This is a genomic window from Ottowia sp. oral taxon 894 (assembly GCF_001262075.1).
GTDB classification, from domain to species: Bacteria; Pseudomonadota; Gammaproteobacteria; order Burkholderiales; family Burkholderiaceae_C; genus Ottowia; species Ottowia massiliensis.
Genome location: NZ_CP012073.1, coordinates 561,518 through 585,499 on the forward strand (window position 1 = coordinate 561,518; position 23,982 = coordinate 585,499).

General features: G+C 63.6%; 17 protein-coding genes. 5 read left to right on the forward strand and 12 right to left on the reverse strand.

The annotated features are described in order from the left end of the window. Window positions 1-4: 4 nt before the first annotated feature. The 7 genes from ADJ79_RS02395 to carA form a co-directional block, all read right to left on the reverse strand. Entirely contained in the window at window positions 5-991 is a 987-nt protein-coding gene (locus ADJ79_RS02395; protein WP_050714625.1) for an N-acetylmuramoyl-L-alanine amidase, read from the reverse strand. A 311-nt stretch (window positions 992-1,302) separates the two neighbouring features. Further along, window positions 1,303-1,899: an imidazoleglycerol-phosphate dehydratase HisB gene (gene hisB / locus ADJ79_RS02400; RefSeq protein WP_050714626.1), complete on the reverse strand. Its 597-nt coding sequence runs from the start codon at window positions 1,897-1,899 to the stop codon at window positions 1,303-1,305. A gap of 57 nt (window positions 1,900-1,956) precedes the next feature. Further along, entirely contained in the window at window positions 1,957-2,331 is a 375-nt protein-coding gene (locus ADJ79_RS02405; RefSeq protein ID WP_050714627.1) for a TfoX/Sxy family protein, read from the reverse strand. Window positions 2,332-2,372: 41 nt separating this feature from the next. Next, window positions 2,373-3,578 carry a histidinol-phosphate transaminase gene (locus ADJ79_RS02410; RefSeq protein WP_050714628.1) on the reverse strand — a complete coding sequence of 402 codons (1,206 nt, stop codon included), beginning with the start codon at window positions 3,576-3,578 and terminating at the stop codon, window positions 2,373-2,375. A 249-nt stretch (window positions 3,579-3,827) separates the two neighbouring features. After that, window positions 3,828-7,118: a carbamoyl-phosphate synthase large subunit gene (carB, locus tag ADJ79_RS02415; RefSeq protein WP_050714629.1), complete on the reverse strand. Its 3,291-nt coding sequence runs from the start codon at window positions 7,116-7,118 to the stop codon at window positions 3,828-3,830. Between the two features lie 103 nt (window positions 7,119-7,221). Continuing rightward, on the reverse strand, window positions 7,222-7,584 hold the full coding sequence (locus ADJ79_RS02420) for a hypothetical protein (RefSeq protein WP_050714630.1): 363 nt from the start codon (window positions 7,582-7,584) through the stop codon (window positions 7,222-7,224). A 42-nt stretch (window positions 7,585-7,626) separates the two neighbouring features. After that, window positions 7,627-8,805, reverse strand: a complete 1,179-nt coding sequence (carA, locus tag ADJ79_RS02425) for a glutamine-hydrolyzing carbamoyl-phosphate synthase small subunit (protein ID WP_050714631.1) — start codon at window positions 8,803-8,805, stop codon at window positions 7,627-7,629. Window positions 8,806-9,110: 305 nt separating this feature from the next. Between carA and mnmC the strand changes: the two genes are divergently transcribed. Then, complete coding sequence (gene mnmC, locus ADJ79_RS02430; RefSeq protein WP_050714632.1) at window positions 9,111-11,009, forward strand: FAD-dependent 5-carboxymethylaminomethyl-2-thiouridine(34) oxidoreductase MnmC; 1,899 nt, start codon at window positions 9,111-9,113, stop codon at window positions 11,007-11,009. Between the two features lie 481 nt (window positions 11,010-11,490). Here mnmC and ADJ79_RS02435 read toward each other — a convergent pair whose 3' ends face one another. The 3 genes from ADJ79_RS02435 to ADJ79_RS02445 all read right to left on the reverse strand — a co-directional run bounded on the left by ADJ79_RS02435 (window position 11,491) and on the right by ADJ79_RS02445 (window position 17,435). Beyond that, the gene (locus ADJ79_RS02435) at window positions 11,491-12,105 is read right to left on the reverse strand and encodes a hypothetical protein (RefSeq protein ID WP_050714633.1); all 615 of its coding nucleotides are present in this window, start codon (window positions 12,103-12,105) and stop codon (window positions 11,491-11,493) included. Between the two features lie 211 nt (window positions 12,106-12,316). Continuing rightward, window positions 12,317-15,019, reverse strand: coding sequence for a cyanophycin synthetase (gene cphA / locus ADJ79_RS02440; RefSeq protein ID WP_082202833.1), 2,703 nt, complete (start codon window positions 15,017-15,019; stop codon window positions 12,317-12,319). A 256-nt stretch (window positions 15,020-15,275) separates the two neighbouring features. Further along, the gene (locus ADJ79_RS02445) at window positions 15,276-17,435 is read right to left on the reverse strand and encodes a hypothetical protein (RefSeq protein WP_050714634.1); all 2,160 of its coding nucleotides are present in this window, start codon (window positions 17,433-17,435) and stop codon (window positions 15,276-15,278) included. Window positions 17,436-17,538: 103 nt separating this feature from the next. Between ADJ79_RS02445 and ADJ79_RS02450 the strand changes: the two genes are divergently transcribed. Continuing rightward, the gene (locus ADJ79_RS02450; RefSeq protein ID WP_082202836.1) at window positions 17,539-19,851 is read left to right on the forward strand and encodes an ABC transporter ATP-binding protein; all 2,313 of its coding nucleotides are present in this window, start codon (window positions 17,539-17,541) and stop codon (window positions 19,849-19,851) included. After that, the gene (locus ADJ79_RS02455; RefSeq protein WP_050714635.1) at window positions 19,848-20,315 is read left to right on the forward strand and encodes a DUF1854 domain-containing protein; all 468 of its coding nucleotides are present in this window, start codon (window positions 19,848-19,850) and stop codon (window positions 20,313-20,315) included. Before ADJ79_RS02450 ends, ADJ79_RS02455 begins: the two co-directional genes overlap by 4 nt. 428 nt (window positions 20,316-20,743) lie before the next feature. On the opposite strand, the gene ADJ79_RS13860 is transcribed toward ADJ79_RS02455, so the two are convergent. Together ADJ79_RS13860 and ADJ79_RS02460 are read right to left on the reverse strand one after the other, a co-directional pair. Next, window positions 20,744-21,319: a hypothetical protein gene (locus ADJ79_RS13860; protein WP_156303978.1), complete on the reverse strand. Its 576-nt coding sequence runs from the start codon at window positions 21,317-21,319 to the stop codon at window positions 20,744-20,746. A 16-nt stretch (window positions 21,320-21,335) separates the two neighbouring features. Next, entirely contained in the window at window positions 21,336-22,739 is a 1,404-nt protein-coding gene (locus tag ADJ79_RS02460; RefSeq protein WP_050714636.1) for a hypothetical protein, read from the reverse strand. Window positions 22,740-23,049: 310 nt separating this feature from the next. On the opposite strand from ADJ79_RS02460, the gene ADJ79_RS02465 reads away from it, so the two are divergent. Further along, the gene (locus ADJ79_RS02465) at window positions 23,050-23,424 is read left to right on the forward strand and encodes a transposase (RefSeq protein WP_050714637.1); all 375 of its coding nucleotides are present in this window, start codon (window positions 23,050-23,052) and stop codon (window positions 23,422-23,424) included. Then, window positions 23,421-23,798, forward strand: coding sequence for a transposase (locus ADJ79_RS14930; RefSeq protein ID WP_253273884.1), 378 nt, complete (start codon window positions 23,421-23,423; stop codon window positions 23,796-23,798). Before ADJ79_RS02465 ends, ADJ79_RS14930 begins: the two co-directional genes overlap by 4 nt. The last annotated feature ends 184 nt before the right edge of the window (window positions 23,799-23,982 follow it).

A 23,982-nucleotide genomic window follows, 5' to 3' on the forward strand; every position in this document is an offset into this window, starting at 1 on the left:
TGATTTATCTCCATCGAGCCGTCAGCGCTTCCGAACCTGTTTTACGGGAAACCGTTGGATGAGCAAAAACTTCCGACTCTGGTATTGAATATTCTCTGCGTAGCTGCTGCGTCAGCCATTGGAGGGACTCATTCTGCTGGTTTGTGACTTGCTCAAACACGGAATAATCGTCCCCATTCTTACTTTCCTTGATTTCTTTCCGCATTTGACTTGCAACATCAGCCGACAGATTTTCATATTTCAGCGTCTTCCCGTCTGTGGTGGTGGTAATCAGGAAGTTGAAACTGCCATCCGGATTACGGGTTTCCTGATGACTTTTGGCCTTGTAAGCCATGCCTACCAGTTCAATTCCAATGGAGTCGCTATTGGAGGGGAAGCGCTCCCCCGCTGGTTTCTTGCTTTCCCGCTGGTTTTCTTTTGTAGGGTTGTGTTTTTCATTCAGCTTCGTTTCTTCAGGCGAGCAACTCTTTTCTTGTGCGCAGCGGCTTCTAAGTGGCCCCACATGGTTTGTTTTCCGCTTCAGCGAAGCCGTCTGATAAATGGTTCCGTCCTTGTCAATCAGAAAGTGCGCGCCATTGGCCCCGTCCTGTGCGTAGCTGTTCAAGGTGGAATTGACAGAAGAAGACTGGGTCTGGTGGACGATCAGCCCATTCACCTCTGGCATTTCTCCGCGCTCAATCTTCGGGCTGATGGTTTCGCGCCCTGCCGCCGTTTTCAGCAGCACTCTTTCATGCTGGACGTGGCCTTTGTCGTCAATGTTGAGCTGGGAGGCGCCGATTGCCGCGCCTTTGGCGTTTGCCGCTGCGGCTTGCTGCTGGCCTGCCAGGGGCGGGCGGGCATCGCGCGCCATTCGCGTGAGCGTTTGGCTGTTGCCGGGCGTGGAGGGGCTGGAGGCTGGCTGCGGGCTGGCTGCGCCGGTGGGTTGCGGCTGGGGCGCATCGGGCAGGGATTGAAGGCTGCTGCGGGAGGCAGTGCTGGATATTCCGTTCATGGCCTGCTCCTTGATGAAAACCCTGACATTCGGGCAGGCCGAAGGTTATACGTAATATTTATTCCTTGCAATATATATGTTTCGTTTATGGCTGTTTTGTTTGTGAAGTTTGTTGGCCGTCATTTTTTGCAAACCATTCTGGCATTCAGCTTCTTTGCCACCGCTTTTGTGGAATTCGATTTCAAGGAGAAAAGGCGAAGGACTTGAATGGCAAGGCGGAAGCCGGACGGAACGCGCGCTGTCTGGCTCCATGTCGGGTGCCCTGCATCAATGACGCAAGGAGCGCCGGATAGCCGCGCGCAAGGCTGGCCTCACAGGCTGCCCTTGGTGGAAGGCACGCTGCCTGCCGCGCGAGGGTCAGGGGCCACGGCCATGCGCAGGGCGCGGCCAAAAGCCTTGAACACGGTTTCGATCTGGTGGTGGGCGTTGTCGCCGCGCAGGTTGTCGATGTGCAGGGTGATGAAGGCGTGATTGGCCAGGGCCTGGAAAAACTCGCGCACCAGCTGCGTGTCGAACTGGCCCACCATTGCACTGGTGAGCGGCAGGTGGGCGAAAAGACCAGGGCGGCCTGAAAGGTCGATGACTACGCGGCTCAAGGCTTCGTCCAGCGGCACGTAGGCATGGCCGTAGCGGGCAATGCCGCGCTTGTCGCCCACGGCGGCCTTGAGCGCCTGGCCGATGGCGATGCCCACGTCTTCCACGGTGTGGTGACCGTCAATGTGCAAATCACCCACGCAGTCCACGTCCAGATCAATCAGGCCGTGGCGGGCGATTTGATCAAGCATGTGGTCAAAAAAGCCGATGCCGGTGGCCAGCCTGGCGCGGCCCGTGCCGTCCAGATTCAGGCGCACGGCAATGCGGGTTTCGGCGGTGTGGCGGGTAATTTCGGCGGTGCGGGCAGTATTCATGATCTCATCGTGATTCAGATTATTGAAAAATGCCGGTCAAAATATTCAGGCAGAAATTTATTTTGACGGCGCTCCATTTTGACGGGCTTGCGTTTTCAGCGGCAGGTGGTTTTCTTTTTTGGATTTTGCCTTGGGCGCAGGCAATTCATCATGCAGGGCGGCTGCCAGCCGGGCCAGAAAGGGCCGGTTTTCAAGCTCCTGCACCAGCAGCATGGCTTTTGCGCCCGGGTAAGGTTTTTCACGCGGCGCATTGGGCATGAGCGATTGCGCCGATTTCGCCGGCTTGACGAGAAACCGGTTATCGTAAATGCCGCCGATAACCTTTCCCCGGCAGTAAATAATGTACTCTCCCATCATGGCCCGGTGGCTGATGCCTTCGGCTTCCGATAATTGGTCCAGCACAAAATCGAGATATTGCCTGCTTGATGGCATGTTGACGATCCTGCCGCGCTTTCATTCAGTTTTGCATTCATTCAGGCAGGCTGAATGGCCGCATTCAGGGCGTCAGCCAGCGCGGCCGTGAGGGCAGCGAGCATCCGCGCGTTGTCGCTGGCGCTGCCCACTGTCAGGCGCAGGCAGCCCGCCAGCATGGGGTGCATGGCAGACACATCGCGCACCAGCACGCCGCGCGCCTTCATGCCCTCGAACACGCAGCGGGCGAAGGCGGCGGCCTCGCTGGCGGGCGCGCCCTCAGGGGCCACGCGCAGCAGCACCATGTTGCCCTCGCTGGAGTAAGGGCGCGTGCCGGGCAGCCGGTGCAGGCTGGCTTGCAGGCGCTCGCGCTCCTGGCGAATCAGCCGCGCCTGCTCGTCAAACACGCCGGCATGCTCCAGCGCAAACAGCGCGCACTCAATGTTCAGGCTGCCCAGGTTGTAGGGCGGGCGGGCTTTGTCAATCTGGCTGATCAGGCGCTCATCGCCCATCAGATAGCCCACGCGAACGCCGGCCAGGCCGAATTTGCTCAAGGTGCGCATCACCAGCACATGCGCGTGCTCGGCGGGGCGCTGGCGCGCGGCGTCCAGCCAGGTGCGCGCGGCAAAGGGCTGGTACGCCTCGTCAATGACCGCAATGCCGCCTGCGCGGCCCTGCGCCTCGATCAGGCGGGCCATCGCTGCCTCGTCCCACAGCGTGCCCGTGGGGTTGTTGGGGTGCGACAGCCACAGCAGCGCGGGGCGCAGCGATTCAATGGCGGCGAGCATGGCCGCTTCATCCAGCTGAAAGTCGGGCCGCAGCGGCACGGCGTGAAAGTCCATGTGATGCAGGTGCGCCGCCAGCGGGTACATCACGAAGCTGGGCATGGGCGCCAGCATGGCGGCGGGCTGCTCGCCGTCCTGCCGCGAGCAGCACAGCGCCAGCAGGGTGATCAGCTCATCCGAACCATTGCCCAGCATCAGCGCCCAGCCCTCGGGCAGGCGTGCGTGGCGGGCCAGGGCCGCTTTCAGGTCATTGAAGCGCGTGCCCGGATAACGGTTGATGGCCACGCGCCCCAGCCGCTCGCCCAGCGCCTGCTGCAATTCAGGCGGCAAGCCGTAGGGGTTTTCCATGGCGTCCAGCTTCAGCAGCCCTTCGGAAGACTGAACCAGGTAGGCGTGCATGGCCTGCACATCGGCGCGGATGCGCTCCAGCGCGGGCAAAGGGGCGGAAAGGGCGGCAGAAGAAGAAGGCGTGGGCGAGGTCATGGCAAGGCGCGCGAGACGGCAGTCAAAGAAACGAATGTTACAGAGGCAGCAGGCGCCAGCCGCCCAAAGGCGGGGTCAGCAGCGTTCGCACCGTCAGCCAGAACGAAGCAAAAACAGGAGCAAATTTGATGGGGTTAAAAAGCCGTTCTGCGCAGGTTTCACTAGGACCTCATGCTATTTATTACAGAGCAAAAAAGGGCTGCGGCCTTGCGGCCAGCAGCCCTTGTGTGCGGGAGGAGATGGCGCGGCTCAGGCCAGTTGCGCGTGCATTTCCTGCACGGAGATGACGCCGAGCTTGTCCATGAATTTCATGCCTTCGACCACGGCTTCGGCGCCGGCGATGGTGGTGAAGGTGGTCAGGCGCGCCTGCAAGGCGCTGGTGCGGATGGCGCGGCTGTCGGCAATGGCGTTGCGGCGCTCTTCCACGGTGTTGATGACCATGACGATTTCGCCGTTTTTGATGGCATCGACGACGTGCGGGCGGCCTTCGGTCACCTTGTTCACGGTTTCGCAGGGCAGGCCAGCGGCTTCAATGGCGGCGGCGGTGCCGCGCGTGGCGATGAGGGCAAAGCCCATTTCGTGCAGGGCGCGGGCGATTTGTACGGCTTGCGGTTTGTCGTGGTTTTTGACGGTGAGGAAGACTTTGCCGGGGGCGCTTGCTGGCGCGCCCTGTTCGCCGTGCGCGCGCGGCAGGCGCTCGCCCGCGCCGATTTGGGCCTTGACGTAGGCTTCGCCGAAGGTTTTGCCCACGCCCATGACTTCGCCGGTGGATTTCATTTCGGGGCCGAGGATGGGATCGACGCCGGGGAATTTGGCGAAGGGGAAGACGGCTTCCTTGACGCTGAAGTAGGGCGGCGTGATTTCGCGCGTCAGGCCCTGCTGCGCCAGGCTTTGTCCGGCCATGCAGCGTGCGGCCACTTTGGCCAGGGAGACGCCGGTGGCTTTGCTGACAAAGGGCACGGTGCGGCTGGCGCGGGGGTTGACTTCGAGCACGTAGATGACGTCGCGCAGGCTGCCGTCTTCGGTTTTTTGCTGCTGGATGGCAAATTGCACGTTCATCAGGCCAACCACATGCAGGGCCTGGGCCATGGCGCGGGTCTGGCGCTTGAGTTCTTCCACGGTGGCGGCGCTCAGGTAGTAGGGCGGCAGCGAGCAGGCGGAGTCGCCGGAGTGCACGCCGGCCTGTTCGATGTGTTCCATGACGCCGCCGATGAGCACCTGGCCGGCGGCGTCGCGCACGGCGTCCACGTCGCATTCGATGGCGTCGGAGAGGAAGCGGTCGAGCAGCACGGGCGAGTCGTTGCTGACTTTGACGGCTTCGCGCATGTAGCGCTCCAGGTCGCGCTGTTCATAGACGATTTCCATGGCGCGGCCGCCCAGCACGTAGCTGGGGCGCACGACGAGCGGGTAGCCCAGGGCGTCGGCTTTTTCCAGCGCTTCGCTTTCGGTGCGGGCGGTGGCGTTGGAGGGCTGGCGCAGGCCGAGCTGCTGGAGCAGCTGCTGGAAGCGCTCGCGGTCTTCGGCGGCGTCGATCATGTCGGGCGTGGTGCCGATGATGGGCACGCCCGCTTTTTCCAGGCCCAGCGCCAGTTTGAGCGGGGTTTGTCCGCCGTATTGCACGATGACGCCGGCGGGTTTTTCCTTGTCCACGATTTCCAGCACGTCTTCGAGCGTGAGCGGCTCGAAGTAGAGGCGGTCGGAGGTGTCGTAGTCGGTGGAGACGGTTTCGGGGTTGCAATTGACCATGATGGTCTCGTAGCCGTCTTCGCGCATGGCCAGCGCGGCGTGCACGCAGCAGTAGTCGAATTCAATGCCCTGGCCGATGCGGTTGGGGCCGCCGCCGAGAACCATGATTTTTTTGCGGCTGGTGGGTTCGGCCTCGCATTCTTCTTCGTAGGTGGAATACAGGTAGGCCGTGTGGGTGGCGAATTCGGCGGCGCAGGTGTCCACGCGCTTGTAAACAGGGCGCACGCCCAGCGCGTGGCGGCGCGCGCGCACGGCGTGCTCATCCGAGTGCAGGAGCTTGGCCAGGCGCCGGTCGGAAAAGCCTTTTTGCTTGAGGGCGCGCATGGCGGCGGCGTCCAGCGAGGCGAGGGCGGCCTGGCCTTTTTCGGCCACGAGGCGGTCGATGTCCAGCTCGATGCGCACGATTTGCTCGATTTGCACGAGGAACCATTTGTCGATTTTGGTGAGCTGGTGCACTTCATCCAGCGTCCAGCCGGCGGCGAAGGCGTCGCCCACGAACCAGATGCGCTCCGGGCCGGGTTCGCCCAGCTCTTTTTCCAGCGTTTCGCGGTCTTTGGTTTTTTCGTTCATGCCGTCCACGCCCACTTCCAGGCCGCGCAGGGCTTTCTGGAAAGACTCCTGGAAGGTGCGGCCAATGGCCATGACTTCGCCCACGCTTTTCATTTGCGTGGTCAGGTGGCGGTCGGCCTGCGGGAATTTCTCGAAGGCAAAGCGCGGGATTTTGGTGACGACGTAGTCGATCGCCGGCTCGAAGCTGGCGGGCGTGGCGCCGCCGGTGATTTCGTTTTTCAGCTCGTCGAGCGTGTAGCCCACGGCCAGCTTGGCGGCGACTTTGGCGATGGGAAAGCCCGTGGCTTTGGAGGCCAGCGCCGAAGAGCGCGAGACGCGCGGGTTCATCTCGATGACGATCATGCGGCCGTCTTTGGGATTGAGGGCGAACTGCACGTTGGAGCCGCCCGTGTCCACACCGATTTCGCGCAGCACGGCAATGCTGGCGTCGCGCATGCGCTGGTATTCCTTGTCGGTGAGCGTTTGCGCGGGGGCGACGGTGATGCTGTCGCCGGTGTGCACGCCCATCGGATCGAGGTTTTCGATGGAGCAGATGATGATGCAGTTGTCCGCCTTGTCGCGCACCACTTCCATCTCGAACTCTTTCCAGCCCAGCAGCGACTCTTCAATGAGCAGCTCGCTGGTGGGCGAGGCTTCCAGCCCGCGTTTGGCGATGGTTTCAAACTCTTCGGGGTTGTAGGCCACGCCGCCGCCCGTGCCGCCCAGCGTGAAGCTGGGGCGGATGATGGTGGGAAAGCCTACGCTTTTTTGCACTTCCCACGCTTCGGCCATGCTGTGGGCGATGCCGCTGCGCGCCGATTCAAGGCCGATGCGCGTCATGGCGTCCTTGAACTTCAGGCGGTCTTCGGCCTTGTCGATGGCCTCGGGCGTGGCGCCGATCAGCTCGCACTTGTATTTGTGCAGCACGCCGTTGCGCCACAAATCCAGCGCGCAGTTGAGCGCCGTTTGCCCGCCCATCGTGGGCAGGATGGCGTCGGGGCGCTCCTTGTCGATGATTTTTTCCACCGTCTGCCAGGTAATCGGCTCGATGTAGGTCACATCGGCCGTGGCCGGGTCGGTCATGATGGTGGCGGGGTTGCTGTTGATGAGGATGACGCGGTAGCCCTCCTCGCGCAGCGCCTTGCACGCCTGCACGCCGGAGTAGTCGAACTCGCACGCCTGCCCGATGACGATGGGGCCTGCGCCGATGATGAGGATGCTTTTGAGGTCGGTTCTTTTGGGCATTTGATAGAAGTGGGCTGGGTCGTGTTGGGTTTCCGGCAGCGGGGCCGCGCATCCGTGGCAGGCAAAGCAAAGGGCGCCGCAGCGCCCTTTGCGCTTGTCCGCGTTACTCGTGCAAATCGCGCGTGAGCTTTTCCAGCAGCGCCTTGGCGCGTTCGGCGGGCATGTTTTTCTGCATCAGTTGCAGCAGGCCGTCGCCTTCCACCAGCGGGCGCAGCACCTGGGCTTCGGCTTCGTAGAACTTCACCGTCCAGGCGGCCAGCTCGGCGTTGAATTCCTCGTCTGTCCAGCTCTTGCCTTTGGCCAGCAAGGTGATCAGGGGCATGGCCTTGTGCTCGATGAAGGACTTTTTGTAGGGCTTTTGCGCCCAGCGTTCGGAAAACCATTCCTTGTAGGGTGAAGGCAGCGTGAGCATGCGCTTGGCAATGGCTTTTTCAAGCGGGGCCTGAGGGAAGGGGTAGAGCTTCATGTTGTTGTGACTCCCTTGGGATGGTGGATGAAAACCGGGCGTTCAGGCCGCCGCCTGGCGCGCCTGCCGCATGCTGGCCGTGAAGCGGTCAAACAAATAGGCGCAGTCGTGCGGGCCGGGTGAGGCTTCGGGGTGGCCCTGAAAGCAGAAAGCGGGCCGGTCGGTGCGCTCCAGCCCCTGCAAAGTGCCGTCAAACAGGCTGATATGGGTGGCGCGCAAATTGGCGGGCAGCGTGGCGGCATCCACTGCGAAGCCGTGGTTTTGGCTGGTGATGATCACGCGGCCCGTTTGCAGGTCTTTCACGGGGTGATTTGCGCCGTGATGGCCGAATTTCATCTTGAAGGTGCGCGCGCCAAAAGCCAGCGCCATGAGCTGGTGCCCCAGGCAAATGCCAAAGGCGGGCACGCCCGCTTCAACGATTTCGCGCGTGGCGGCAATGGCGTAGTCGCACGGCTGCGGGTCGCCCGGGCCGTTGGAGAGGAAAACGCCATCCGGCTTCATGGCCAGCACTTCGGCGGCGGGCGTTTGCGCGGGCACCACCGTCACCTTGCAGCCGCGCGCGGCCAGCATGCGCAAGATGTTGTATTTCACGCCGAAGTCATAGGCCACCACGCTGAACTGCGGCTCCTGCTGCGTGCCGTAGCCGCTGCCGGGCTGCCATTCGGTTTGCGTCCAGCCGTAAGGCTTGGCGGCGCTGACTTTTTGGGCCAAATCCAGCCCGGCCATGCTGGGGGCGCTGCGGGCGGCGGCCAGCGCCTTTTGCGCATGTTCGGCGCTCAGGCTTTCGCCGGGGGCCAGCGCCAGCACGGCGCCGTTTTGCGCGCCCTGGGTGCGCAGCAGGCGGGTGAGCTTGCGCGTGTCAAGGCCTGCAATGGCAACCGTGCCCTGGCGCGCCAGGTATTGCGGCAGCGTTTCGCTGCTGCGGAAATTGCTGGCCAGCAGCGGCAAGTCTTTGATCACCAGACCGGCGGCCTGCACGCGGGCGCCTTCCACGTCTTCGGCGTTCACGCCGTAATTGCCAATGTGCGGATACGTCAGGGTGACGATCTGCTGGCAGTAGCTGGGGTCGGTGAGGATTTCCTGATAACCGGTCATGGCGGTGTTGAACACCACTTCGCCCACGGTCATGCCGGCTGCGCCAATGGCCTGGCCGGTGAACACCGTGCCGTCGGCAAGCGCAAGAAGGGCTGGGGGGAATTTCGCCTGAAGGGAGGCTAGCACTGGGTTTTCTCCGTTGAATGGGCACAGCAGACGCCCAGGCCAGATTCAAAAAAAGCCCTTGACGGGCTTTCGGATGATGCGGCGGGGATCGACAACGGGAAAATTGCGCTGGGCGGCCAAGTGTGCTGAAACAGCCGCCGATTATATGCGTGGGGTATATGCGTGAAGGCCTTGCGCTTCATCAAGCGCCGGCCTGCGGGCTGCTACCAGAATCGCCCGCAAGCCTTGGCGCAGCCAGCGCGGGCAGCTCTCTTTTTTGAAGTGACCGCGTTCATTTCCGCCTTCTCTGCCTTCTCCGCCGCTCCATGTCCGAATCCGCTTCCGAAGTTTCCTTGTCCGCCCTGCCGGCCCACGCGGCCCGCTTCTTTGGGCAGGCGCCGCACTGGCATTTGCTGGCGGCCCTGCCCGCAGGCGATGCCGCCGGCGGCGCGCGCGCTCTGGCCCGCCTGCTGGCCTTGCTGCCCGCCGCGCGCCGCCTGCCGGAATGTCCTTCGCGCCTGACGCTAACCGCCGTGCTGCCTGCCGCTCCGGCGCTGGCGCAGGTGCGGGAGGCAGGCGGCGCGGCCATCGCCCCGCTGCTGCACCGCCTGGCGCCGCAATGGCATGGCCTGCTGCCGGGCCTGCATGCGCTGGATCTGGGCGGCGGCGACCGCCTGCTGCTGGCGCTGGGCGCGGCGGCGGATGCGCTGGCCGAGCTGCACGGCGCGGCGCATGGCCTGGCGCTGCTGGGCCACGGCTGGCCCGCCCTGCTGCCCAAGCTGCCGCCGCTGTGCCAGCCGCAAGCGGGCCTCTGGCTGGAAAACGCCGCTCAACCAGGGCTGCAACAAGCCCTGCGCGCCTGCGGCATGCAAGAGGCCGCTGATGGCTTTTGCCACTACGCCCCGCAATGGCGGCCGCGCCCGCGCGTGGCGGACCGCATGGCCGCTCCCATGCCGCATGCCGCTGTGCCCGCGCGCTGCTTCATCGTGGGCGCGGGGCTGGCCGCCGCCAGCCTGGCGGGCAGCCTGGCCGCGCGGGGCTGGCAAGTGGCCGTTCTGGGCGCGGGCGCGCAGCCTGCCGATGGCGCAAGCGGCCTGCCAGCGGGCGTGGCCGCAGCGCATGTGTCGCCGGATGACTGTCTCCTCTCGCGCCTCACGCGCGCGGGCGTGCGCGCCACCCTGGCCCGCACCGCCTGCCTGCTGCCCGATGGTGAAGGCGCGAGCTGGGCCGTCAGCGGCGTGCTGGAGCGCCACGCCGCGCAAGACCGCCGCCTGCCCGAAAGCTGGGCCGCTTTCCTTGGCCCAGACGATCCGGCCAACCCCGGCGCGGCTCCCGCCAGCGCCGCGCAGCTGGCGCAGGCGGGCCTGGCCGGCGCGCCTGCCGGAGCGCCCGCCCAAGACCTTTCTGAAGCCCTCTGGCACACCCATGCGGGCTGGATTCGCCCGCCCGCGCTCATCGCCGCGCAGCTGGCCGCGCCGGGCATTGAATGGCGCGGCGGCCAGCGCGTGGCCCGCATCCGCCGCGCGCCGCATGGCTGGCAGGCGCTGAACGAGCAGGGCGAACTGCTGGCCGAAGCTGATCTGGCCGTCATCGCCGCAGGCTTTGACACCCGCGCCCTGCTGGCCGCCTCTTTTCCGCAAGCCGCCGCCGTGCCCCTGACGGCCCTGCGCGGGCAGGCGGCCTGGGGGCATGCCGCAGACCTGGCGGTGGGCGCGGCCGAAGGCGCGCTGCCGCCTTTTCCCGTCAATGGCCACGGCAACTTCATTCCCGATGCCGCAGGCATCTGGGTCACGGGCAGCACCTTCGAGCGTGGCAGTGCCAGCGCCACCCCGACCGACGAGGGCCACGCCGCCAACTGGCAGCGCCTTGCCGAACTGCTGCCCGCTGCCGCCGCCCGCTTGCAGGCGCAGTGGCCCCAGGCCAGGCGCTTTGCCGCCGTGCGCTGCGCCGCGCCCGACCGCCTGCCTTTCATCGGCCCGCTGGCTCCCGCCTTCTGGCAGACGTCCGAAGCGTTTGAAGCGCCCGAAGCGCCCGCTCCCGCCTTTGAAGCGCCCTGGGTCTATGCGGGCCTGGGCGCGCGCGGCATTGCCCTCTCGGTTCTCGGCGCCGAGGTGGCCGCCTGCTGGCTTCATGGCGAGCCGCTGCCCATTGAAAAAAGCCTGGCGCGCCATTTACTGGCGGAGCGGCTCAAGGCTTCAAAGCGGCAGACGGATTGCGCGGCCTGATGAATGGAGCCGCGCTTTCGGACTGGGCTGGAAGCATCAAAAACAGAAGCAAATTCAGGGTGCAGAAAAGTGGGGCATGCGCAGTTTTCACTAGGACCTAATGCTACGAATAAAAGAGCGAAAAGAAGCACACCCAAACCTGCCCGCCCTGTTTCCCCCATTCATTGCCTGCCCCCGGTCCGGTCAGGGGTTTTCGCGGCCATTCGCGTGCAGCTTGCGCACGGCTTGTGCGCGGCTTGAATTGGGAGGGCTGACGCTGAGTGGACAGGGCAGTCAAAGCGCTGTTTTTGCCCAGGCTGGCTGCCTGAAGTTCAGCGGACTATGGCTTGCGGCGCTTTGGGAGTCTGTTCAAAGCCCGTCCGTGGGTGCGAAAAGCGAGGCCTTTGGCGCTGCAAATTCTCAATGGGCCGCAAGACTCCCGTTTGCGGCTTGCGGCCCATTCCAGTCTGAGGCCCCTTGCGGCCAGGTCGCAAGCAGGCTCTTATGGCTGGCGCTGGTGCCAGACGGTGCGGTTCAGGGCAGTGGGCCAGCCTTGGGCGTCGCGGGGCAGGCGGTCGTCCACGTTGTCGCCAAAGCCGGTGATGTAGAGGCGGTCGCCCTCAATGCGGGCCAAATCTTTGTCGCGATCGTTATCCGTGGTTTCCCATATATAGAGGCGGTCGGCCTGCGTGCCGTCGGACAGGGTAACGCGGTCGGCAATTTGCATGTAGCCGGTTTCCGTTTCGGTTTTCACGGGCTGGCCCTGACAGGCTTGCCCCAGATATTCACGCTCGGTTTCCGTCCACGCATAAAGGCCGTCGGGGCGGCGGGTAATGGTGACGTCGGAAATGGAGGATTTGTAGGCGACCTGGCCCGCCTGCACGCGGGAGGATGAAATATGGCAGGCCATTTGCCACCGGCCTTCATAGGCAAAACTGGCAGAGGGCGTTGAAGGCGTAGGCGTAGGCGCGGGCGTGGGCCTGGGCGTAGGCGTGGGTGTAGGCGTAGGCGTGGATGTAGGCGCTGGAGTGGGCGCATCGGACGAATCGCTGCCGCCGCAGCCTGCCATCAGCGCGGCGATGACGAGCGGGGCGAGGAAAAAGACTTTTTTGTTCATGGCGCAACCTTTGCTGCATTGAAATGATTAAATGGATAATGAACAGGTTTTTCCATTCGTGGGCGAAATGGCTTCAACCTGCGGCGGCGGATTCTATGGATAAAAATATTAAATGCACATTTATTTTTGTTGAATCGTCCGTGGCGCGCCAAAAATGAAAAAGGGCGCCTGAAAGCGCCCTTGCAAATTCATGCGGCTGGCCGCGCGCCGCTTACGGCGCGGCTTTTTTGCCGGTTTTCGCGGCGGTTTTTTTCACGGCGGCTTTCCCGGCAGTTTTTGCAGCGGTTTTCGCAGCGGGTTTTTTGGGCGCGGCGGCCTTGGCGGCGCGCGGCTTGCGCGAGCGTTTGGCTTTGGCTGCGCGCTGCTGGATGTGGGCGAGCGCTTCTTGCACCTGGTCGATGAGGATGAGGCACAGATCGCCCGCTTGCAGGCGGTCGAGGGCGTGGTCGATGGCGATGAATTCGCCGTGGATTTCTTCCACGTGGCTGGCGCGTTCGGCGCCTTGCAGGCCCTGGCGCAGCAGGGCGAGCACTTCGCCGTCGGCGCGGCCGCGCTGGCAGGCGTCCTGGTAGAGGATGACGTCGTCGAAGGCTGCGCCGAGGATGCGGGTTTGCTCGCGGATGTCTTCATCGCGCCGGTCGCCCGCGCCGCTGATGACGACGCTGCGGCGGCGCGCGGGCATGTTGCGGATGCCGCTGACCAGGGCGTTGATGGCGTCGGGGTTGTGCCCGTAGTCGGCGATGACGGTGGCGCCGGCGTAGTCGAAGATGTTGAAGCGGCCGGGCACGGCGCTTTGGTCGCTGGTGAAGGAGGCCAGGCCGCGCCGGATGGCGTTCCAGGGCAGGCCCAGGCTCCAGGCCGCGCCGACGGAGGCCAGCGCGTTTTCCACCTGAAAGCCGATGAGGCCCTTGTGGGTGATGGGCACGCGCGAGAGGGGCAGGCGTTTTTCAAAGCCGCGTTCGGCGCAAACGATGTCGCCGTCTTGCACATAGACCACGCGCTTGCCTTGCGCGAGGTGGGTTTTGATGACGGGGTGCTGGCCGTCTTGCGCGAAGAAGACGACGCTGCCGGGGCAGCGGGCGGCCATGGCGACGACGTTGGGGTCGGCGGCGTTGAGCACGGCGCTGCCGGTGGGTGCGACGTTGAGCACGATGACGCGCTTGAGCACCATCAAGTCTTCGAGCGTGGTGATGTAGTTCAGGCCCAGGTGGTCGCCCGCGCCGAGGTTGGTGACGATGGCGACGTCGCATTTGTCAAAGGCCAGTCCTTCGCGCAGCAGGCCGCCGCGCGCGGTTTCGAGCACGGCGGCGTCCACGTCGGGGTGGGCGAGCACGTTGCGGGCGCTGCGCGGGCCGGAGCAGTCACCGGAGTCGATCTGGCGGCCGTTGGCATAGACGCCGTCGGTGTTGGTCATGCCCACGCGCAGGCCGTGGGTGGCCAGCAGGTGGGCCGTCAGGCGCACGGTGGTGGTTTTGCCGTTGGTGCCGGTGACGGCCACGAGCGGGATGCGGCCATTGGCGCCGTCGCTGCCGCTGGGGAACATGTGCTCGATGACGGCTTTGCCCACGTCGCGCCCCTTGCCGAAGGAGGGGCTGACGTGCATGCGCAGGCCGGGGGCGGCATTGACTTCGACGATGCCGCCGCCTTGCTCTTCCAGCGGGCGCAGCACGCTTTCGCAGATGACGTCCACGCCGCAGATGTCCAGCCCCACGGTGAGCGCGGCTTCAATGGCGCGGGCGGCGACGTCGGGGTGCACGTTGTCGGTGACGTCGGTGGCGGTGCCGCCGGTGGAGAGGTTGGCGTTGTGGCGCAAGATGACGCGCTGGCCCCGGGGCGGCACGCTTTCGGGCGTGAGGTCTTGCCCCTTGAGGCAGGCGGCGGCGATGGCGTCGATGCGGATTTGCGTGAGCGAGGTGCCGTGGCCTTTGCCCCGGCGCGGGTCTTTGTTCACTTCGGCCACCAGTTCGCGCACGGTGTGCTTGCCGTCGCCGATGACCAGCGGCGGCTCGCGGCGGGCGGCGGCCACGAGCTTGTTGCCCACCACGAGCAGGCGGTAGTCGTTGCCGGAGAGGTATTTTTCGACCATGACGTCGCCGTACTGGGCCGCTTCCTGCCAGGCCAGCTCGAAGTGGGCGCGGCTGCTGATGCCGACGGTGACGCCTTTGCCCTGGTTGCCGCCTTGCGGCTTGACGACGACGGGCAGGCCTACTTCCTGCGCCACGGCCCAGCCGTCTTCCAGATCGGCGGCGGGGCGGCCCAGGGGCACGGGCACGCCAGCGGAGTGCAGCACTTTTTTGGTCAGGTCCTTGTCTTGCGCGATGGTTTCGGCGATGGCGCTGGTGCCGTCTTCTTCAGCGGCCTGGATGCGCCTTTGCCGCGCGCCCCAGCCCAGTTGCACGAGGCTGCCGCGCGTGAGCCGCCGGCAGGGAATGCCGCGCTTGAGGGCCGCTTCGACGATGGCGCCGGTGGAAGGCCCCAGGCGTTCGTCTTCGTCCAGATCGCGCAGCTCGGCCAGCGTGGCGGCGATGTCAAAGGCTTCGCCCGCGTAGGCGGCGCGGCACAGCTCTTGCGCGCGGGCGAAGGCCAGGCGCCCCACGGCTTCTTCGGTGTATTGCACCACCACCTGGAACACGCCCGGCTCTTCGGTTGGCGTGGTGCGGCTGAAGGTGACCTGGCAGCCCGCTTGCGTTTGCAGCGCCAGGGTGGCTTGCTCCAGCACATGCGCCATGGATACGGGCTTGCTGGAGCGGGGCACGTGCAGCGCGCCCACGCGGGGAAAGCGCTCGCGCAGGCGTTTTTCAAACGCCTTGTCCAGGCTGCGTTCGGATTCGTCGCATGACACCACGGCTTCAATGGCGGTGTGGCGGCTCCACAGGTTCGGCCCGCGCAGGGCGCGGATGCGGGTGACTTCCATGAGGGGTTCCTCGAAAAAAACGGGGGCGGGGCGGAATGGACGCGGGGCAGAAACGATCAGGCCGGGGCGGGTCAGAAAAGCATCAGAAAGAGGAGCAAATTTAAGGGGCTAAAAAGCGGCCTTGCGCTGTTTCCACTAGGACATCATGCTATGGATTAAGGAGCGAATACGGCTCTTCTAGCTTGTCCGGCGTGCGCCTTTGATTCTTCGTTTTGACCTTTCGCTTTGACCTTTCGGGTTCCTGCTTTCCGGTTTGTCAGTGATAGGCCGACATGGCCACGCTCTTGCGCATGTGCAGCAGGCCCGCGTGCACCAGCTCGATGGGCAGGTTCAGTGCCCAGGCGGCGGCCACGGCGGCCAGGATGTGGCGGCGCACGTCGTCAGGCGCGTCGCAGCCGATGCGCGTGCGCGTGGAAGGCGGCACGGAAAGCATTTGCTCCGGCCCGCTGCCTTGCGCCAGCACCACGCCTTGCGGACGGGCGAAGACCACGCGGCCGCCGCGCGCGCGGTGGGCGGTGAGCGCGGGGTTTTGCTCGTCCAGGCTGAAGAGCAGCACTTCGCCGTCGCTGTATTCGGCCAGCGCCAGCACGGCGGGGTCATCGGCATTGAGCACGGCCGCGCCCGTGGGCAGCACCACATCGACTTGCGTGCGCGCCACGCCGGGCATTTGCTGCGCCTCGCTCACGTAGTGCTCCTGCAAGCCTTCGTGCGAGGGCATGGCCAGCACCACGCCCACCTGGCAGCGGTCATACGGCAGCCCTTCGGCCAGGATGTGGCGGGGCGTGGTTTCAAACACGGCGGCCTGCACGGTGCGGTTGATGAGCATGCGCTCGCCGGCGTCGTAACCGCGCGAGTCGCTTTTGGAGAGCTGGCGCGCGCCCAGAAACAGCCCCTCCTGGCAGGCCAGCGCGGTGCGCAGCCCGTGCAGGTGCAGCCAGGAAGACACCAGGCGCGGCGCGAACGACGACGCGCCGCCGCCCAGCATGCCCACGATGGGGATGCGGCCGCTTTCGCCCAGCGGAAACAGGTGCTCCACGATGGCCTCACCCACGGGCGGCGGGTTATAGACGCTGGGGCGCAGGTGCATCCGCAGATCCGGCCCGGCGTGCACGCCCACGATCACGCCCTGGCCGGGCAGGGGCGCGGCCAGGTCTTGCGCCACCAGGTCCACGCCTGCAATGTCCAGCCCCGTCACGCGCACGGCCAGCGCGGCCAGCGCGGCGGTGCCGGGGTGAATTTGCGACGTGGCGTCGCTGCCGTTTTGCGTGCTGTGGGCTTCGGCGTAGCGCGTGGCGGCCACCACCCTGCCGCCGGCCACCAGCAGGCGGCAGGCGTGGCCGGGAATGAATTTCTCGACGATCACGTCATCGCCCAGCGCGTCGGCGGCCTGCCAGGCGGCCATGACCTGCTCGCGCGTGGAAAGGTTCAGCGCCAGTCCGCGCTCGCGTCCGCCAATGGCGGATTTGACGGTGACGGGCAGGCCGATGTCTTCGGCGGCTTCCCAGGCGTCTTCGGCGCTGTTGGCTACGCGGCCTTCGGGCACGGGAATGCCCGCGCCTTTGAGCAGGCCGCGCAGCAGGTCTTTGTCGCGCGAGATGCCCGCTGCAATGGCGCTGGTGCGGTCCGTGGTGGTGGCCCAGATGCGGCGCTGCGCCGCGCCGTGCCCGAGCTGCACCAGATTGCTCTCGTTCAGGCGGATGCAGGGAATGCCGCGCGCCAGCGCCGCGTCCACGATGCAGGCGGTACCGGCGGAAAAGCAGCGCTGCTCGCCCAGCGCCTTCAGCCGGGCGATGGCGGCGGGCACGTCATACGGCGTGCCGTTGATGGCGGCCATGACCAGATCGCGCGCCGATTCCAGCGCCAGGCGGCCCACGGCTTCGTCAAACGCGCGGATCACCACTTTGTAAACCGCGTGCTCGCCCGTCATGCGGGTTTTGCCGAAGGCGGTGTTCATGCCCGCCTGCATTTGCAGCTCCAGCGCCACGTGCTCCATCACGTGGCCGGGCCAGGTGCCTTCGCGCAGGCGCTGCAGGAAGCCGCCGCGCTCGCCCACGCCGCACTTGTGTTCCACCAGCCCCGGCAGCCAGGCCGTCAGGCGCTCGTAGTAGCCGGGGATGGTGTTGGAGGGGAAGTCTTCCAGCTCGCCGATATCGAGCACCGCCTCGATGATGGAGCGGTAAGTCCACACGCCGGGGCCGCGTACCCAGTTCATGCGCAGAATCTTCATGTCGGCGAATTTCCGTTGCGGCGCAGCCATTTGCGCGCCATTTTCTGATTTGCGCGCAGCGGCGGGAAGACCGGCGGTTTGGGCCTTGATCTGCAAAACGGGGCCAAAAACCGGGCCATAAAATGCGCCGCTTTCTTGCGGGCGGCCCTGGTCTGCATGCCGTTCGCCGCGCTGGGGGAGAAAACGCATTTCGTTCGTCCTTTGCCTGAGGTGTGGTTGTGTGCAAGGGCACGGATTGTCTCTATTTGCCGCGGCCGTGCCCTTGGCGGCTTTTGTTTCTTTTGTCACGAATATGTCTGCACACCAGCACGAAGCACGCCCCGGCGCCAGCATCAGCCTGACGGCGCTGGCGCAGGGCGCTTCCCTGCGGCCCGGAGAGAGCGTCTGGGCCGCCCTTGAAACCGATCTGGATGAGCGCCTGCGCTTTGGCAAAGGCGCTGTTTTGCTTACAAATGAGCGGATTCTGGCTTTTCAGGGCGATGAAAAAAAATGGCAAAGCCGTGACTTATTGCCCGGTCTGGCGCTTCAGCACACCGACCACGCGGGCGTAGGCACGCTGCAATTGCGCGATGCCAGCGAGCGCCTGGCCGTCTGGCGCTTCACGCTGGGCCGCAACCCGGCCGCGCTGGCGCTGCTGGCGCAGTTCGAGCACCTGATGCAGCAGCTGGACTTGCCGCCGCAAAAGCGCCAGCCCCTGCCCGCCGAGCCGCAGGAAGACGCGCCGGAGGCCGAAGACGAAAAACCGCCTTCCACCTGGACGCTGTTTCGCCTGTGGCGCTTTGCCCGCCCCTACAAGAGCCGTCTGCTGGCGGGCTTTGTGCTGACGCTGGCGGCCACGGCGGCCACGCTGGTGCCGCCTTACCTGACCATGCCGCTGATGGACAAGGTGCTCATCCCCTTCCAGAACGGGCAGGCCATCGACGCGGGCTACGTCGCCATGCTGCTGACCGGGCTGCTGGGATCGGCCCTGCTGGCCTGGGCACTGGGCTGGAGCCGCACCTACATCCTCTCCGTCGTCTCCGAGCGCATGGGCGCCGACTTGCGCACCACCACCTACGACCACCTGCTGCGCCTGTCGCTCGAATACTTCGGCAGCCGCCGCACGGGCGACCTCATGGCGCGCATCGGCTCCGACACCGACCGCATCAACACCTTCTTGTCGCTGCACCTGCTGGACTTCGCCACCGACGTGCTGATGATGCTGATGACCGCCGCCATCCTCTTTTCCATCGACCCGAAGCTGGCGCTCGTCACCCTTGCGCCGCTGCCCGTCATTGCCTGGCTCATCCACACCGTGCGCGACCGCCTGCGCACCGGCTTTGAAAAAATGGCCCGCGTCTGGGCCGAAGTGACCAACGTGCTGGCCGACACCATTCCGGGCATCCGCGTTGTCAAGGCGTTTGCGCAGGAAGGGCGCGAAAGCGAGCGCTTCCGTACCGCCAACCGCCACAACTTCATTGCCAACGACCGGCTCAACCGCCTGTGGTCGCTGTTCACGCCCACCGTCACGCTGCTCACTGAAATCGGGCTGCTCATCGTCTGGGCCTTTGGCATCTGGCAAGTCAGCCGCCACGCCATCACCGTGGGCGTGCTCACGGCCTTTGTGGCCTACATCGGGCGCTTTTACACGCGGCTGGACTCCATGAGCCGCATCGTCTCCGTCACGCAAAAGGCGGCCACGGGCACGCGGCGCATTTTTGAAATCCTGGACCACGTCTCCAGCGTGCCCGAAGCGAAAAACCCCGTGCCGCTCGACAACGTGCAAGGCCGCATTGAAGTGCGCCACGCCGCCATGCGCTACGGCAACCGCTCCGTCATCCGCGACCTCAGCCTCACCATCGAACCGGGCGAAATGGTGGGCCTGGTTGGCCACAGCGGCTCCGGCAAAAGCACGCTCGTCAATCTCATCTGCCGCTTTTATGACGTGACCGAAGGCGCCATCCTGGTCGATGGCGTGGACTTGCGCCAGGTGCGCGTGGCCGACTACCGCCGCCACATCGGCCTGGTGCTGCAAGAGCCATTTCTCTTTTTCGGCACCGTGGCCGAAAACATCGCCTACGGCAAGCCTGAAGCCACGCGCGAGGAAATCGTGGCCGCCGCCCGCGCCGCCCATGCCCACGAATTCATCCTGCGCCTGCCGCAAGGCTACGACTCGCTCGTGGGCGAGCGCGGCCAGGGCCTGTCGGGCGGCGAGCGCCAGCGCCTGAGCATCGCCCGCGCGCTGCTCATCAACCCGCGCATCCTCATCCTTGACGAAGCCACCGCCTCGGTCGATACCGAAACCGAGCGCGAAATCCAGAAAGCGCTGGACAACCTCGTCAAAGGCCGCACCACCATCGCCATCGCCCACCGCCTCTCCACCCTCAACAAGGCCGACCGCCTCATCGTCATGGACAAAGGCCAGAAAGTGGAAGAAGGCGCCCACGACGAACTCATGGCCCGGCGCGGCCACTACTGGCGCCTCTACCAGGCCCAGGCGCGGCAGGAAAAAGCCGAGCGCGAACGCATGCTGGCGGGCGCCGATCACGCCCATCTGGCCGCCGTTTTGGCCGCAGACGCGCCCCCCGACACATTCCCCAACCCACCCCAAGAGGCCGCGCAATGAGCGCTGACTTCACCCTGGAGCGCGACGCCTTTGGCCGCCTCATCCTCACCGACGCGGCAGGCCGCGCCCACACGGGCGTGGCCGCCGTGCGCGCCTTTCCCATCCACGCCCCCGAAGAAGGCATCAGCCTGCTGGACGCCGACGGCCACGAATGCGCCTGGATCGCCCGCCTGGCCGATCTGCCCCCGGCCGCGCGCGCCCTCGTGACCGAAGCGCTGGAACAGCGCGAATTCATGCCAACCATCCAGCGCGTGCTGGCCGTCAGCAGCTTTGCCACCCCCAGCCACTGGCACGTGCAAACCGACCGGGGCGAAACCTGGCTCACCCTCAAAGGCGAAGAAGACATCCGCCGCCTGGGAGCCGACCTGCTCATCATCAGCGACGCCCACGGCGTGCAATACCTCATCCGCAAGCTGCAAGACATGGACCGGCAAAGCCGCAAGCTGCTCGACCGCTTCCTCTGAGCGCGCCCCGAACCGCCTGACGAGATGCCCCAAAAGCAGGAGCAAATTCAAAGGGGCTAAAAAGGCATCTCGCGCACAGTCCACTAGGACATCATGCTCTGAATAAAGGAGCAAATTCAGGGCATATCTGCCGCCTGCTCCATGCCCTCTTTCCCCTTGCGGCCGGGCGCTAGGCAAGCCTTGCAGCAGCCAACCACGGGCCTGCCCTGCTTCACCGCGCCCTCATGAGATGGGGCCAGCTTCCTTGCGCATCTGCCAGCGCCAGACCGGCGCGCGTTCAATGGCGCGAAAACACCGTTTCCAGTGGCCGATATGCACACCCCTTCGTGCTGACGCTCACCTTGTCCCAAGCTGCAATGGCATAAAAGCGCTTGGTGGCGTTCAGCGTTAGTCCGCTTCACACGCCATTTGCAGCGGATTTTTTGTGCTCATTGTTTTGACAACCATGAAAATATTTTGCCTGCTGAATGGCGTGAAAATACCGATCGTATTGGACGGTACCGGCGGCCTTCTATATCAGAATAAACTTCATCCCAGGTTGCAATAGCATAAAAACGTTTATACCATCCCGTGGTTTCCCAGACCATGACGTGAATATGCGGCCTGCTGGAATGGAATCCCTCGCTGCGTTTCCAGCCTGGCCCCAGCCATTCATCCACGGAGCGGGCAATGTCTTCGTCGGTGGTTGTGGCATCGGTAATCAGCGACTGCCCATTGATGCCGCGCTTGGCTCCTCTGTCAATGAAATTTTCAGCCAGCTCATTCACCGCTTCCAAGATCCGAACCGAGGTTTCGCCCTCGTGGGGATAAAACTCTACACTCGGAATAGGCAATGATAATAAGTCGGTTTTGTCAGGTGGTGAACATGCGGACAGAGCGACTGTAATTAAAATAAAAGCAAGCAGGCGACATAATGAAATAAACACGACAACACCAAATATAGCATGCAAATAAAACGATTGTTTGCAGGCAACCATCCTCGCTAGAGCAAGGTTGGCTGCCAATTTCACCATTTCCGTTCTAGTGCCGACACATGTAGCCTGCTTTGGCATTGAAAGGGCCTTCAGCCGGGCCTTGATAGCGTTCGCCATCGGCATATACGGGCATGGCCAGTCCCTGTAATCCATGCAAAATCTTGGAGCGGTCGTCGTTGGCTTGTTTCACTACATCATCCACCATAAAACTAGTTAGGCCAGAAACAATGCCAGAAGCGCGGCCAAGGCTGTTGGCGGCGCTGATGCCGGCGCTCAAAATGGATTTGACGATGGATCCCGTTTCTGTGCTGTCAGCATTAAGCTGATCAACGCCTTTGCACATGCCCCCAACGTAATAGCCTAAATCTTGGGCATTACGGTAGTAAAGCTTATCGCTCCTGTTTCGAACCTGCTGCTCGAAAAAATCAGTAGGGGATTGGCCCGTGCCAGCGCCTTGCAACAGGGCCAGCTGTTGGCCCAGAATTTTTGAACCACCCTCCAAATCATTACGCAAAATTTCTGAAATATAAGCACCTAATTCAGTGGCGACCCCAGCATCATCTGAATTATTGAGTTTTCTAATAATTCCTCGCGCATCCGTATTCATCAAAACCGTCATGCGCTCCGTGATGCCCCGGATATTGGAGTCGGTTGTCTTGGTGGCTAGGAGAATGTTATTTTGAACGGCACGCATGCCGGATACGACATTTGCCGCAGATGAAAATATCTTTCCTTTGACGTAAGCATCTTCGCTTTTTGCAGCCCGCTCCAGCAGCTTGTTGGCGGTTTCGGTCCGGTAAGACACGGTATAGAAGCCTGTGCCGGAGTAAGCGGTCTTGTCCACTCCTGCCTTGAGCACATTGTTCAGCACGGACTGGGGCAGGCTGTTAATAGCCTGATCGAATGAAGCGCGGCCTTCGGATGTGCCCGTGTCAAAGCTGTTGAGCACGGTCAGGATGGCTTTGGCATCTTTGTCCACGTGTTCCGTTATGGCTACGCCAAGGGCAAAGGAGCGTCCGTAATCATTGTCAGCCGTGCGGGGCGACATGGCTTCGATATAGGCACTGCGGCTTTGCAGCGAACCCTTATTGGCAACCGACTCGGCCAGCAGCTGCGTGTCGTCGCGGCTGTCAAAGGCGCTGGCCAGGCGGGCCAGGTCTTTGCCTGTGCTGCTTTCGGCCAGTGTGTCGAACAGGGTGCGCTTTTCGTCATGCGACAGGCCGCCAGCGCCCAAGATGCCTGCGGCATTGACGTCACTGGCCAATTCATTGAGGGCGGTATCCGACAGATTGGTCAGCACGCCTTCACGCTCGCCGGGCGGAAGCTGCCGGAGTTCATCCAGCGTCTTGTGCAGATTGCCATTGCGTGATACGCCCAAAATGCCGTCATCCAGGCTGCGGCTTTGAATGTTGTAAGCGGTCTGAAAGGTTGCCCTGGTCAGGGTTGCCATAGCGTTGCTCCCTGCTTGGGTTGAAAACATGGCTATTCAAACATTTCACGTAGGTTTGCGATAGCCGGGGTAACTATGCAGATGCCCCGAAATGGAGGTGCGGACATAAGTGGATACCCTGGGTTTTGGCGCAGCGCCCGAGGAGCGGCCGAGGAGAAAGGGGCGGCTATCATGTAACAATTTAATGCGAATTGCCTTGCTTTCGCGCTAATTCGCATCAATTGACGGGCAACACGCCCTCAAAAGACCTGAGAAGCCGTCCTCAAAGAGGGAATATGCGGCAAACAATCGTCATGTTCATTCAAGTGGCATGAGCGATAAGCAGTGGCAAGTGCTGGCCAAACACTTTGCTGAAATGAACAAGAGAGGACGTCCTCGGGAGCACAGCGCCCGAAACATGATTAACGCCATCTTCCATGTACAAGCCACGGGTTGCCAGTGGCACGCACTACCCAAGGACTACCCGCCCTGCAAACAGGTCTGCAACACCTTTGCCCGCTGGCGTCAGCGCGGCGTGTGGGACGTTCTGCTGGCGCTGCTGCGCCAGCAAGTGCGCGCCAAGGCAGGAAGGCAGGCCATGCCCAGCACAGCCATCATCGACTCTCAATCGGTCAAGACCGTCTCAAAAGGAGGCAGCGCGGATATGACACAGGCAAAAGAGTCAAAGGGCGCAAGCGCCACATAGCCTCAGACACAATGGGGTTGTTGCTGGCCGTAGTGGTGCACTCGGCTGGCATTCAAGACCGGGCAGGAGTCAGGGCTTTGCAGATCAGGCTGTTCTTGTACTTTGAGAGTCTGAAGACCATCTTTGTCGATGGCAGCTACTCGTGCAGCCTGATCAATTGGGCACTGAGCATGTTGGGTTGGAACATGCAGGTGATCAAGCGCTGCCAGCAGCGCGTCTTCAGGGTATTGCCCAAGCGCTGGGTTGTGCAGAGGACTTTTGCCTGGCTGAGTCAATCTAGAAGAATGAGCAAGGACTACGAGGTCAGCGTGGCTTCAGCCGAAGCATTTATCAAGATTGCTTGCATTCGGCGCATGGTCAGGCCCTTGAGATGATTTTGGGGACAGCCTCTCAGGCGGATCACGCCAAGGTATCTCAGCACGGCAGCGATAGAGTGCAGCATCGACAAACAGGCGAGATTGACTGCAGGGCATCCCATATGGCCAGCCCTGCCGGACAAAAGGTCTTGGACGTGTGCCCATTGGACATCTGTCAAGGCGTGTCACGCTCCTGATCATG